12 protein-coding genes and 1 pseudogene are annotated in these 13031 nt (G+C 71.3%); 8 read left to right on the top strand and 5 right to left on the bottom strand.

Annotated elements, in window-relative coordinates; genetic code table 11:
* From DJ70_RS03800 to DJ70_RS03795, 3 genes are all read right to left on the bottom strand, one after another.
* Window positions 1-379 (bottom strand): pyridoxamine 5'-phosphate oxidase family protein (locus tag DJ70_RS03800; RefSeq protein ID WP_094530297.1); only part of this gene is annotated, 379 nt, incomplete at its 3' end.
* Window positions 380-506: 127 nt separating this feature from the next.
* On the bottom strand, window positions 507-659 hold the full coding sequence (locus DJ70_RS17210; RefSeq protein ID WP_179233949.1) for a DUF7560 family zinc ribbon protein: 153 nt from the start codon (window positions 657-659) through the stop codon (window positions 507-509).
* A gap of 64 nt (window positions 660-723) precedes the next feature.
* Window positions 724-1473 carry a helix-turn-helix domain-containing protein gene (locus DJ70_RS03795; RefSeq protein ID WP_143420921.1) on the bottom strand — a complete coding sequence of 250 codons (750 nt, stop codon included), beginning with the start codon at window positions 1471-1473 and terminating at the stop codon, window positions 724-726.
* Between the two features lie 162 nt (window positions 1474-1635).
* Here DJ70_RS03795 and DJ70_RS03790 point away from each other — a divergent pair, with 162 nt between their 5' ends.
* From DJ70_RS03790 to DJ70_RS03770, 5 genes are all read left to right on the top strand, one after another.
* The gene (locus tag DJ70_RS03790; RefSeq protein ID WP_094530295.1) at window positions 1636-2025 is read left to right on the top strand and encodes a winged helix-turn-helix domain-containing protein; all 390 of its coding nucleotides are present in this window, start codon (window positions 1636-1638) and stop codon (window positions 2023-2025) included.
* 108 nt (window positions 2026-2133) lie between these two features.
* Window positions 2134-3585, top strand: a complete 1452-nt coding sequence (locus DJ70_RS03785; protein ID WP_094530293.1) for a PAS domain-containing sensor histidine kinase — start codon at window positions 2134-2136, stop codon at window positions 3583-3585.
* A gap of 148 nt (window positions 3586-3733) precedes the next feature.
* Window positions 3734-5890: an acetate--CoA ligase family protein gene (locus DJ70_RS03780; RefSeq protein ID WP_094530291.1), complete on the top strand. Its 2157-nt coding sequence runs from the start codon at window positions 3734-3736 to the stop codon at window positions 5888-5890.
* Window positions 5887-6948 (top strand): phosphotransacetylase family protein, encoded by a 1062-nt coding sequence (locus tag DJ70_RS03775; RefSeq protein WP_094530289.1) that lies wholly within the window; start codon window positions 5887-5889, stop codon window positions 6946-6948. The genes DJ70_RS03780 and DJ70_RS03775 overlap by 4 nt, the downstream gene beginning before the upstream one ends.
* A 142-nt stretch (window positions 6949-7090) precedes the next feature.
* The gene (locus tag DJ70_RS03770; RefSeq protein ID WP_094530287.1) at window positions 7091-8122 is read left to right on the top strand and encodes a DUF7139 domain-containing protein; all 1032 of its coding nucleotides are present in this window, start codon (window positions 7091-7093) and stop codon (window positions 8120-8122) included.
* A 483-nt stretch (window positions 8123-8605) separates the two neighbouring features.
* Here the strand turns inward: DJ70_RS03770 and DJ70_RS03765 are convergent, their stop codons facing one another.
* Together DJ70_RS03765 and DJ70_RS03760 are read right to left on the bottom strand one after the other, a co-directional pair.
* Window positions 8606-9715: a DUF373 family protein gene (locus tag DJ70_RS03765; protein ID WP_094530285.1), complete on the bottom strand. Its 1110-nt coding sequence runs from the start codon at window positions 9713-9715 to the stop codon at window positions 8606-8608.
* 79 nt (window positions 9716-9794) lie between these two features.
* On the bottom strand, window positions 9795-10529 hold the full coding sequence (locus tag DJ70_RS03760; RefSeq protein WP_094530283.1) for a DUF6517 family protein: 735 nt from the start codon (window positions 10527-10529) through the stop codon (window positions 9795-9797).
* A 139-nt stretch (window positions 10530-10668) separates the two neighbouring features.
* On the opposite strand from DJ70_RS03760, the gene DJ70_RS03755 reads away from it, so the two are divergent.
* The 3 genes and pseudogenes from DJ70_RS03755 to DJ70_RS03745 all read left to right on the top strand — a co-directional run.
* On the top strand, window positions 10669-11667 hold the full coding sequence (locus DJ70_RS03755) for a radical SAM protein (RefSeq protein WP_094530281.1): 999 nt from the start codon (window positions 10669-10671) through the stop codon (window positions 11665-11667).
* Window positions 11668-11743: 76 nt separating this feature from the next.
* Entirely contained in the window at window positions 11744-12763 is a 1020-nt protein-coding gene (locus tag DJ70_RS03750; protein WP_094530280.1) for a M48 family metalloprotease, read from the top strand.
* A gap of 2 nt (window positions 12764-12765) precedes the next feature.
* Window positions 12766-13031, top strand: a pseudogene (locus DJ70_RS03745) (hypothetical protein); the annotation flags it as partial.

Genomic DNA, 13031 nt, shown 5'->3' with positions numbered 1-13031 from the left:
TACGGCGAGACCCGTCGGCCGCTCTTCGAGATCTGGGCCGACGGGTCTCGCCGTACTGGGCGATCGTCTCGGGCGTGAGCGTCGCGGGATCGACCCGCTCGAGCGTCCCGACGGCGACGACGCTCGTGTAGCTGCCCTCGTCCTCCTCGTACACCACGAGCCGGGCGTCGGGGTCGGAGCCGAGGAACTCGCGTTTCTCGCTGTCGACGGTCGACACCAGCCGCAGGAACGTCTCGCGTGCGTCCTCGTCGTAGCCGTAGGAGATGGGGATCGCGTACGGGGCGTCGTCGCGGGCGAGCGAGAGCACGCCGGTCTCGTGGCGGGCGAGGAACGCGTCGATCGCGGACGCGGACATCTCGGCCTCGCGCTTCGTCGTCATACGCTACGTCTCTGTACACGAGGGCATAAACCACACGAGACCGGGCGACTGCCCCGCGGCTCGCGGGGAGGCTGCCGAACGGGAGGGGAACCGCGGACGGGGGAGTCGATCGGCGACCGCCGACCGGTCACTCCACGGTGGGGGCGGTGAGGTCGGCGTCGACGACGGGCGCGCCGCAGACGACACAGCCGGCCTCGAGCAGCGCCTCCCGCATCGCGTCGTCCACCTCGAACGAACGGCGACACTCCGGGCAAACGAACGTGTGTGTGGGTGTCGTCATGGATACGGGTACGACGGCCGTCCCCATCAAACGATCATCGGGTTCTCACGCCGTCAGAATCCGATCAGTCGAGCACCGTCGCGAGGATCTTCCGTTGGGCGGCGGCGATGTGCTCGCTGAACGTCGAGCGGTCGATGCCGAGCGTCGCGGCGACCTCGCCCGCGTTCGCGCCCTTCGGGTGATCGAAGTAGCCGGCGTCGTGTGCCGCCTCGAGCACCTCGCGCTGCCGCTCGGTCAGCTCGCTCCGGTCGAAGGTGACGAGGTCGCTCTCCTCGGGCGTCGACGACGACTGTAACAGCCGCAGCACCTGCATGTCCGCACAGGACTCCTGGAGGTCCTCGAGGACCGCTCGCAGCGTCGGGAGGTCGCCGGCGTGAAACGTCACGAGCAGCCGACCGTCGCGGACGACGGTCTCCGTCGCCGGCACGCCGTGACGGTCGAGCACCGAGAACGGCGACTCGGCCGCACACGGCACCTCGAACCGGTAGGCCGCCTTCCGGCCGTAATCGAACACCGTCTCGACCCCCTCTGGAACCGCGAGGTCGGCGTCCGCGAGGAACTCGATCACGACGGTGTCGTCGTCGGCGTCGGCCGGAACGCCGGGATCCCCGGCGGCGGGGGCCCCCTCGTCGGGCGTCCCGCCGTGGCCGCCGCGTTCGTCGTCGTCCGCCGAGCGGCCGTTCGCGCCCGCCGGCTCGGGCGCGAGCCGGCTCCGCGCCACGCTGTAGATCGGGGTCGACCCGTCGAGCACGCCGTCGAACGGCGACGGCGACGACGTCGGCAGCGAGACCTCCGCCCTGATGCCGGCTCCCATCGTTCGTCCCTCCCCGTCGCCGGACAAAACGTTGACGACCCGCCCGCCGCGGCCGACGCTCCCGATCGTCGACCGCCGCCGTCGCCCGTCCCGCGGTCACTTATAAAACACCCCGCATATGCTGGGACGGGGTTCGGGGGGGCGGAGGACGGATCCATAGACATGAAACGAGACCCGTCCCGCGTGGGTGGACCGACGACGCTGACGGAGGCCGACGACGGCCTGGACACCGCGTTCGACGCGCTCTCGGACCCCGACTGCCGACGCATCCTCGCCGCGGTGGACGAGCCGATGACCACGAACGAGATCGCGGACGACTGCGACATCGCCCTCTCGACGGCGTACCGCAAGGTCGAGCGGCTGAGCGAGACGCCGCTTCTCACCGAGGGCATCCGGTTCGACCCGGACGGCGACCACGCGGCGGAGTACTCCCGAGGGGTCACCGACGCGACCGTCGAGCTCTCCGACGCCGGCGTCCGGCTGACGATGGAGTCCGCGGACCCCGACGCGACGGCTTCCGCCTTCGACGCGCCGGGCGTCTCCGCGGACTGAGCCCGGCGAGCGCTCGCGGTCGACGGCGGAGGCTGCGGCCCCGCCGTCGTTTTCGATCCTGAGAACCGGACGATCACGGTTATACCTCCCTCGGGCGACGGTGGGCGTATGACCGACCCGTCGGAACCCGAGACGCTTCTCGATCTCGCGGGGGAGACGGTCGCCGTGGTCGACGAGGACGGCGTCTTTCGATACCTCAACGCGACCGTCACCGAGATGCTCGGGTACGACCCGGACGAGCTCGTCGGCGAGACCGCCCTCGCGTTCGTCCATCCGGAGGACGAGGCGCGGGTCGTGCGGGCCTTCGACGCGGTCGTCGACGGGGAGCCGCCGCCGGACGCGCCGCTCGAGTACCGGTACCGAACCGCCGCCGGCGACTGGACCCGGCTCCGGAGCGTCCTGTCCCCGCCCGCGGAGACCGGCCTCGACGGCTACGTGGTTCGCTCGCGGAACGTCACCGGGGAGACCGAGTCGGTCCGTCGGCTGGAGACGATCGTCTCGGCGTCGCCCGACGTCCTCTGGATGTTCGACGCCGACTGGTCCGAACTGCTGTTCGTCAACGACTCGCTCGAGGCCGTGTTCGGGCTGGCGCCGGCCGACCTGCGCGGGGACCCGGACCGATTCCTCGAGATCGTCCACCCCGACGATCGGCCCGTCGTCGAACGCGCGATGGCGCGGCTCTCGGCGGGAGAGGAGATACGTATCGACTACCGTATCGAGCCCTCGACCGGGGCGATGAAGTGGGTCCGCGTGCCGGCCGAACCGGTGTACGGGGTCGACGACGAGGTCGTCGCGGTCTCTGGGTTCGCTCGGGACGTCACCGACGAGTACCGGCGGACCCCCCAGCTCACGGTGATGGACAACCTGTTGCGTCACACCGTCCGGAACGACATGAACGTCGTGATGGGGACCGCGGAACGGATCGCCGAGCGAACGACCGCCGGACTCGAGGCCGACGCGGAGACGATCCGACGCGTCGCCGCGGAGCTCCTCGAGACCGCGGAGAAACAGCGGGACGTGATCGATCTGCTGGGCGAGGGCGGGGCGCCGCGGCCGATCCCGGTCGAACCGATCGTCTCCGAGGCCGTGGAGCGGATGCGAGCTCGCGAGCCGCGGGGCGAGTTCGACGTCTCGTGTGCCCCGGAGGCGACCGCGGTCGCGATCCCGGAACTCCGGTACGCGATCGACGAACTCGTCGAGAACGCGGTCGAACACGCCGAGTCGACTCCCGAGGTCCGGATCGAGGTGGACCGCGACGACGGCCGGGTCACGGTCGCCGTCAGGGACAACTGCCCGCCGATCCCGGTCGAACAGCGCCGAGCGATCACCGACGAGTGGGTGATGGACCGTCTCAGACACACCGTCGGGATGGGCCTGTGGCTCGTCTACTGGACCGCGGAGCGGTCCGGCGGCGAGCTCGCGTTCGACACCCGGCGGGACGGCAACGTCGTCACTCTCGCCGTGCCGAGCGCTCACGACGAGGCGCCCTCGGAGCCGACTGACGCGGCGGGTCGAGCCCCGATCCGACCCGCGCGGCGGAACGGGATCGCCCCCGAGTGACGCCGAGCCGGCCCGCACGCGAGGTCGCGCCGGCCCGCACGCGAGTCTCGCCGCCTCCCGAACGGTCCCGGACCGGCCCGCGGGACGGATCCCGCTCCTCGGGAAACAGTCATCGACGTTAAACCGAGCGTCCGCGTAGACGGGACCGATGGGTACGCTCAACGAACTGTTCGACCCGGACCGGGTCGCGGTCGTCGGCGCGACGGCCCGCGAGGGCGCGGTCGGCCGCGCCGTCACGTCGAACCTGCTCGCGGACTTCGACGGCGAGACGGTCCCCGTCAACCCGAACTACGACGAGGTGCTCGGGACCCCCTGCGTCGACGCGGTCGGCGACGCCGACGCCGACGTCGCGGTCGTCGTCGTCCCACCCTCGATCGTCTTGGACGCCATCGAGGCGTGCGGCGAGGCGGGGGTCGGCAACGTCGTCGTGATCACCGCGGGGTTCGGCGAGACGGGCGAGGACGGCGCGGACCGCGAGCGTCGTCTCGCCGAGATAGCCGACGAGTACGACCTGAACCTCGTCGGCCCGAACAGCCTCGGGATCATGTCGACTCCCTCGGGAATGAACGCGACGTTCGGCCCCGAGAACGCCCTGCCGGGCGGGCTCTCCTTCATGAGCCAGTCGGGCGCGTTCGTCACCGCCGTCCTCGACTGGGCCAACGACAACGGCGTCGGCTTCAAGGACGTGGTCTCGCTCGGCAACAAGGCCGTCCTCGACGAGACGGACTTCGTCGACCACTGGGGCGACGACGAGGGGACGGACGTGATCATCGGCTACCTCGAGGGGATCGAGGACGGCCGCGAGTTCATCGAGACCGCCCGCGAGACCGCCGCCGACACCCCGATCGTGGCCGTGAAGTCCGGTCGCACGAGCGCCGGCGCGCGGGCGGCCTCCTCGCACACCGGCACGCTCGCCGGCTCCGAGAGGGCCTACGAGGCCGGTCTCGACCAGGCGGGCGTCATCCGCGCGGAGTCGGTCGACGAGCTGTTCGACGCCGCCGGCATCCTCGGCAGCCAGCCGCTGCCCGACACCGACAGCGTCGCGATCGTGACCAACGCCGGCGGCCCCGGCGTGATGGCGACCGACGCGGTCGGCGACGCCGGCCTCGAGCTGGCCTCGTTCACGAGCGGGACCACCGAGGCGCTCCGCGAGTCGATGCCCGAGGAGGCGAACGTCCACAACCCCGTCGACGTGATCGGCGACGCCGACGTCGACCGGTTCCGCGAGGCGCTCGAGACGGTCCTCGCCGACGAGAACGTGGGTGCCGCGCTCGTGTTGGCCGCGCCGACCGCGACCCTCGAGTTCGACGAGCTGGGCGAGGCGGTTCGCGAGACCGTCGCGGACACGGACGCGCCGGTGGCCGCCTGCCTCATGGGCGGCGACCGGACCCGCGAGCCGAAACGGCGGCTCCAGGCGGCCGGGATCCCCTGTTACTTCGACCCCGCCCGCGGGATCGAGAGCCTCGCGACGCTCGCGGAGTACCGCGACATCAGGGAGCGCGAGTACGCACCCCCCATGGAGTTCGACGTCGATCGCGCCCGCGCCCGCGAGGTGCTCGCGACGGTCCGCGACCGTGAGGACAACCGTCTCGGCGTGGAGGCGATGGAGCTGCTCGACGCCTACGGGATCCCCACGCCCGCCGGCGAGATCGTCGACTCGCCCGAGCGCGCGAGCGAGGTCGCGGCCGGGATCGACGGCGACGCCGTCATGAAGATCGTCTCGCCGGATATCCTCCACAAGTCCGACATCGGCGGCGTCGCGGTCGGCGTCCCCGACGCGGACGCCGCGGACACCTACGAGGACCTCGTCACCCGCGCGCGCAACTACCAGCCGGACGCGACGATCCTGGGCGTCCAGGTCCAGGAGATGGTCGACCTCGACGACGGCGTCGAGACCATCGTCGGGATGAACCGCGATCCGCAGTTCGGCCCGCTCGTGATGTTCGGGCTCGGCGGGATCTTCGTGGAGGTGATGGAGGACACGGCCTTCCGCGTCGCGCCCGTCTCCGAGCCGGAGGCCCGCGAGATGACCGAGGAGATCCGCTCCGCGCCGCTGTTGCGCGGCGCTCGCGGCCGCGACCCGGTCGATCTGGACGCCGTGATCGAGACGATCGGCCGGCTCTCACAGCTCGTCACCGACTTCCCCGCCATCCTGGAGCTCGACGTCAATCCGCTCGTCGCACTGCCCGACGCCGACGGGGGCGCGACCGTCGCCGCCGTGGACGTCCGACTCACCGTCGACCCCGAGGAGCTCGACGTCGAGGCCGCCCGCGTCGACGCCGACACCGAGACACCACACCAATGACAGACACCACCACCACACTCGTCACCGCGATCGGAGAAGGCGCCGGAAAGACCGCGATCACCGTCGCGCTCGCGCGGCTCGCCGCCGACCGCGACCGGAGCGTCGGCTACATGAAACCGAAGGGGACGCGGCTCCAGTCGAACGTCGGCAAGACGCTCGACCGGGACCCGATGCTCGCCCGCGAGGTGCTCGGGCTCGACGCCGAGATGCACCAGATGGAGCCGGTCGTCTACTCGCCGACGTTCGTCGAGGGCGCGGTCCGCGGCACGGAGGACCCCGACGCGCTCCGCGAGCGGATCCGCGAGGAGTTCGAGGGGCTCGCCGCCGACCGCGACCACGTCTTCGTGGAGGGCGGCGGCGACTGGACCACCGGCGGCGTCGTCGACCTCACGGACGTGGACGTGGCCGACCTGCTCGACGCGCGCGTCGTGCTCGTGGCCGACTACGGGACGCCGGGCGACCTCGACGCGGTGCTCGCCGCCGCCGACGCGTTCGGCGACCGGCTCGCCGGCGTCCTCTTCAACAAGGTCGACGACGCCGCCTTCGACTCGCTCGATCGCGACGGGATCCCCTTCCTCGAGTCCCGCGGGATCTCGGTCTTCGGGGCGCTCCCGCACGAGAAGGAGCTCGCGGGCGTCACCGTCGCCGACCTCGCGGACGAGCTGGGCGCGGAACTGCTGACCGACGGGCCCACCGACGCGTTCGTCGAGCGGTTCCTCGTCGGCGCGATGGGCGGCGACGAGGCGCTCCGGCACTTCCGGCGCGCCCGCGACGCCGCGGTGATCACGGGCGGCGACCGTGCGGACGTCCAGACCGCCGCGCTCGACGCCTCGGGCGTCAAGTGTCTCGTGCTCACCGGCGGGCACCGCCCCTCGGGCGCGGTGCTCGGGCGGGCCGCGGAGGCCGGCACCGCCGTGCTCGCCGTGAACACCGACACCGCCACCGCGATCGACCGCGTCGAGGAGGTGATAAGCGGCGGCCGGACCCGCGACGTCCGCACCGTCGAGCGGATGGCTGACCTGCTCGCGGCGCACGCGGACGTGGACGCGCTCGTCTAGCTCGGCGCGTCCTCCAGGTCGACGCGTCCCTCGGTCGACGCGTCCTCCGGCCGCAGAGCCCACCCGTCGATCCGCGGCGTGGCCCGTCTGATCGCGTGAGCGTCTGACGTACTGTTTTCAGGGTGGGCGACGAAGGGGGCGTATGACCAGTCTCTCGGAGGCGTACGGGGGGAAGGGGCGCTCCGAGGTCGACCCGCGGCGGCTGTCGCTCGGTGCGGGGCTGTTCGTCGGCGGGACGCTGCTCCTCGTCGCCGGGATCCTCGTGGCCGCCGAGGTGCTCGTGCCGAGCGGGTACACCTCCGGCGCCGCACGGCGCCTCGGCGGGATCCTCGGGGGGATCGGCGTCCCGCTCGTCACGCTCGGCGTGATGACGGTGCTGCCGGCCGACCGGCGAACCCGCGCGGCGGCGATCGTCGGCGCGGCGATCATGGCGCTCGGCGTCGCGCTGTTCTCGCAGGCGTACCCGAACCACTGGGTCGGCGGCCCGCGCCCGGAGCTCGTGGACCTCACGCTCCCCACCGCCGGCGTCTACTTCCTCGGCGCCGCGACGACGATGTGGTGCGTCTTCGTCGGCGTCGCCAACTTCAAGACCCGCAACGATCCGGGCGGAACGGTGACGATGGAGGTGACCCACAAGGGCGAGACGAGGGTGATCGAGGTCGAACGCGACCAGGTCGCGGGGCTCGGCGGCGGCGTCGGCCTCCTCGGCGGCACCCCCGACGGGAACGTCGAGACGCAGACGAACCGATCGGAACCGACGGGGCCGGATGACGACGGCCTCGGACCGACCGCCGGCCCGCCCCCGAACGACGCCCCCCGCGCGTCGACGGCCGGATCCGGGGCCGACCCGAGCGGTGCGGCCACGTCCGGCGACTCGCTCGGCATCTCCCCCGCTTCGCCGTCGGGACGTAGCGACGGGGGGAGCGCGTCGACGGACCTCTCCTCGCCGCTCGACCCCCCGGCCGATCCCGACGCCCCCGCCGGGGCGGGCGGCTCGGACGCCGGATCGCCGACGTCGCGCGCGGCCGCCCGCGACGGTCCCGGCGACGCGTACTGCGGGAACTGCGCGGAGTTCGACTACGTCCGCACCGACGACGGGATGCGGCCCTACTGCGGCCACTACGACGAGGTCATGGACGACATGGAGGCCTGCGAGCAGTGGACGCCGCGGTGACCGCCCCATCCGGCTTCGTTGAAATTCTCACGAGTGAATGATTTGGGCCCGTTCCGGTCAATATAGGTGAGGCAACGATCGGCGTGCGGTGGCGCGCCGGTGAGCGGGCCGAAGGCCCGCGAACCGTCCGCGAGGGACGCTGCGAGCGGTGAAACCGCGAGCAGCGAGGCTGGGGAGGTGTGAGGTGTGGGGCGGTGCTGTGTGGGGCGGGACTCAAAGGGGCAGTCGTGAGGACGAAGCCCGGCGACGCAAGCACCGCAGCGAAGGAGCGGAAGCGACTGAGCGAGGAGCACAGCGAGCCGCGCGAGTCCTCACGACTGGGGCTTTGTGAGTGTTCACCGCGTCAGCAACGATCCGCCTCTATCCATCTGACTCTCTCACGAAACGTCCGTTCTATTAGCACGCAGGATAGACCGAATGTTTCTGCTAACTAATCTTCTGAAAACAAATTTCCAATGGGATCTCCCGTCCCACGTTCGGCGTTCAGGTCGGCTCCCCCGACGGCACCTGTGACTCCGCGATCGCGAACGTGAGCGTGCTCAACACGCCGAGCAGCGTCCCGGCCGCGAGCGCCATCGCCAGGTCCGCGAGCTGGAGGGCCGTGACTCCCGGCGCCGGCGGCAGAAAGAAGCCCGAGACGGCGTACAACACGACCGCGATGGCGACGACGTAGAACGGCGCGTTGAGGTACCGCCACCGGAAGCGGCCGGCGAGGTACTCGTCGGTGATCTGCCCGAGACTGGAGGTCACCCCGGCGACCGCGAGCCACTGGACGACGCCGTGGACGAACGCGGTGAGCGTCGCGCCCGGCGGAAGGGGGCCGTCGGCGACGCCGCGGACGGCCTCGACGGTCTCGGTGCCCTGGACCCCGCCGACGAGGATCAACGCGAGCGCGACGACGTACGTGATGAGCGTCACCCGTCCGGCGTAGAGCACGTTCCGGACGGCGTCGGCCGCGCCGTCGACGGTCTCCTCCAGCCCGAGTCCGCGGAACAGCGAGTAGAGACCGACGCCGCCGGAAATCAGGCCGAGCACGGCCGCCCCCTCGACGTCGAAGAGGTTCGCGACGACGACGAGCGGGTAGATGAGAAGCAGGACGCCGAGCGGCACGAGGATGGTGCCGCGGGTCTCGGGGTCCGCGAGCACCTGCTTGATCGTGTAGTACAGCGACTCGAGGTCCTGTGCCTGCCTGACGACGACGCGGCGGACGCCGTCGATCCGCATCCGCGAGCGGATCACGGGGAGCACCGACTCGTCCTGTGCGCCGTCGGTGATCACGATGGCCGAGACGTCCTCGCCGGTCGACAGCTCCGCGAGGACGCGGTCGACCTCCGCGCCGACCGCGCGGTTGGCCTTCACGTCCGGACCGTCGACGCCCGTGACTGCCGCGACCTCGACCGCCTCCCCCTCGGCGGCCAGCTCGTCGTGGACGGTCACGCCCTGGAACAGCACGTTCACGTCGGAGTCCTCGGGGTCGGCGGTGGCGAGCGCGACCGCGGCCTCGGTGACGTCGTCGTCGCCGATGACCGGGGTCGGGATCCCCGTCTTTCGGCCGAGGTCGTCGTCGAGGTCGACACAGAGGACGAGCAGCATTCACCGGGGGTATGCGAGGGGTCGGCATATGCTTTCGGCTCGCAGCGTCGCCGCCCGGAAGGCGGGCGAATCCCCGACGTTACGCCGGGTCGTGTTCGATCCCGTTCATCATCCGGCGGACGTTCTCGCCGTCGCTGAACGCGGCGGGATACGCCGCCAGCGGGAGGACGAAGTCCTCGCCGGCTTCGACCGGGCTGCCGACGTGAAGCTCCAGCTCGGTGTTCACGCCCGTTCCCTCGATCTCGCCGTCGACGGTAAACACGACGACCGCTGCGTCGGCATCGAGCACCGTCGTCGTGTACTCCGACCCCCGTTCGAGCTCGCCGACGTTCTCGTACCGGCTCAAGACGATCTCAGCGAGCTCCCGAGCCTCGAGGTCCGCGATCGGGTTGAACGCCCGGCCGAGCACCTCGATCTTCGGCGTCGCCACCGCGGCGAAGACGGCGGCCTGGTACCGCTCGCCGAGCAGCTCGACGGCCTTGTCGTACTCGGCGACGCTGTTCGTCACCCGGACCTCGCGGGTCGTCCCGGCGGCCTCGACCTCCCTGGAGACCGTCTCCTCGGTCACCTCGTTGAGCTCGTACCCGCTCTCGGCGAGCGTCGCGTCCCCGACCGTCGCGGTACCGGCGGTGAACTCGGCGGGCTCGCCGGTGGCGACGTCGAGCGCGGTACAGCCGGCGAGGCCGGCGATCCCGAGCGACCCGGCGGCGGCGGCGAGCGCCCGACGTCTGGTGACGCTTCCGTCCGCGTCGCCCTCGCCGTCGCGGCCGTCTCGGCTCTCGGTCGTCTCCGGCGCGGTCGTGGTGCGTTCCATACCATCCCTCCGAGCGAGCGGGGGTACATACTTTGTGTTCGCGACCGGCCGGAACCGCCCTCACGGCCCGTGCGGGGGGTTCACGCCCGAGACGGCGCTTCGGACGCTTTTTCACGTCGGAGCGAGTATCGTGGCGTAGATGATCTCCAAGGGCTGTGAACAGTGCGCCAAGGGCGGCAAGATGGTGCTTTTCGTCTACGGCTACTGTGACCAGCGGGACTGTTTCTACTGCCCCCTCGGGGAGAACCGGAAGAACGTCACCGACGTGTACGCCAACGAGCGGAAGGTGGAGTCCGACGAGGACGTGATCGCGGAGGCCAAACGCATGAGCGCGCTCGGCACGTCGATCACGGGCGGCGAGCCGCAGGAGGCGATGGCGAAGACGACGCGCTACCTCGAACTCCTGAAAGACGAGTTCGGCGAGGATCACCACACCCACCTCTACACCGGGATCCCCGGCGGCCGCGAGAACATGCGCCGGCTCAGCGAGGCCGGCCTCGACGAGATCCGCTTTCATCCGCCCTTAGAGCTGTGGGGCGACATGCACGGCACGGAGTGGGAGGAGATCCTGTACATCGCCCGCGAGGAGGGGCTCACCCCCGCCTTCGAGATCCCGGGCATCCGCGCGGAGCCGGAGTTCCTCGAGTTCCTCGACGAGGGCGCCGCCGAGTTCTGTAACGTCAACGAGTTCGAGATGAGCGACGGGAACTACCGCCGGATGCAGGAGGAGGGCTTCGAGCTCCAGGAGGGCCACATGTCAGCCGTCGAGGGGTCGAAGGACGCCGCGATCGTCGAGGAGATGGCGAGCCACGAGAAGGTGTACTTCTGTACGTCGGTGTTCAAGGACGCCGCCCAACACCGCAACCGGCTCAAGCGGATGGCCCGGAACGTCCGCCGCGAGTTCGACGAGGTCACGGACGACGGGACGCTCGTCTACGGCAAGGCGTTCGCGGAGCCCGAGCGGTTCGAGGCGCTCGGCGTCCCCGAGGAGTTCTACACCGTCAAGACGAACCACGTCGAGGTGGCCTGGTGGCTCCTCGAGGAGATGGTCGAGGACGGCGACCTCGAGGAGGGCGAGATCGTCGAGCAGTACCCGACCGTGAACGGGACCGTCGTCGAGCGGACGCCGGTCGCGTAGGGACCGTCGCCGTTCCGCGTCGCGCCGCCGTCGACGCGCGCGGGATTTTTATCGGACCGCTCACAACGCGCGAGCGATGCCCTCCACCCTCCCCGAGGACCCCAGCCTCCGGCGTCGCCTGCTCGTCGCGACCGCGCTGGTCGCCGTCCTCCCGTTCGCGTTCGTCTACGCCTTCGTGTTCGTGACGAACCAGATCGTCCTCCCGCTGTTGGAGTGGCAGGGGGGCGGCCCCTACCACGGCCGGGTGTACGTCGACCCCCTGTTCGCGGTCGTCGTCGTCGCCGGCGGGCTGGTGCTTCAGGCGTGGAAGGGCCCCTCGGTCGTGCTCGGCAGCGTCGGGGCCCGCCGCGTCGACGCCGACGAGTACCCCGACCTTCACGCGCGCGTCACGCGCCTGGCGCGGACGGCGGACGTCGAGCCGCCGGCCGTCGCGGTCGCGCGCAACGACGCGCCGAACGCGATGGCGGTCCAGGGCCCCCGCGACGCGTCGGTGGTCGTCACCACGGGGTTGCTCGACGCGCTCGATGACCGTGAACTCGAGGCGGTGTTGGCTCACGAGGTGTCACACCTCGCCAACGACGACGCCACCGTGATGACCGTGGCGTGGCTGCTGCCGACGGTCACCTACTACCTCGCGACCGCGGCCGCGTACGTCCTCTACGGGCTGTTCCGAACGGTGGGGTACGGCGGCGACGGCGACGGCGGCGACGGCGCGGCGAAGGCGGTTCTCGTCCTCCTCGTCACCGCGGTCGTCACGCTCGCGGTCTCCGCGATGTTCTGGGCGGCGAGCGTCCTCGTCCACCGGGTGCTCTCGCGCTACCGCGAGTACGCCGCCGACCGGGGCGCGGCCGCGATCACGGGCGACCCGACCGCGCTCGCGAGCGCGCTCCGGACGCTCGACGATCGCATGGCGGACGTGCCGGACCGGGACCTCCGGTCGCTCGACGGCGGCGCGGAGGCGCTGTACGTCGCACCCCTGGAGGGGAGAGCCTTCACCGACGCGGAGCTGGTGTCGACGGACGTGTTCCCGGCGACACATCCGCCGACGGCCGACCGGATCGACCGGCTCCGGGAGCTGGCGGGGGAACGCGAGTGACGATGGACCGACGACGGCTGCTCGCCGCGCTCGCGACGGGGGCGACGGCGGGTCTGGCGGGCTGCGGGTACGCCTACGGTGGCGGCGACGTTCGCGATCGCGAGGTCGCGGGGGGCTCGGCCGTCTTCATGGCCGGCTGGAGCGCCCACGCGCTCGCCGGCGACCGGATCGCGTTCGCCGAGTCCGGCGAGTCCCCCTTCGAGGGCGATCGAACGGCGCTCGACGTGATCGACCGCGACGCAGACGCGGTCGGAACGTTCCGACACGA

This window comes from Halorubrum halodurans, from assembly GCF_002252985.1.
Classification (GTDB): domain Archaea; phylum Halobacteriota; class Halobacteria; order Halobacteriales; family Haloferacaceae; genus Halorubrum; species Halorubrum halodurans.
The sequence above is the reverse complement of the archived record's forward strand: the minus strand, read 5'-3'. Positions and strand labels throughout refer to the sequence as shown.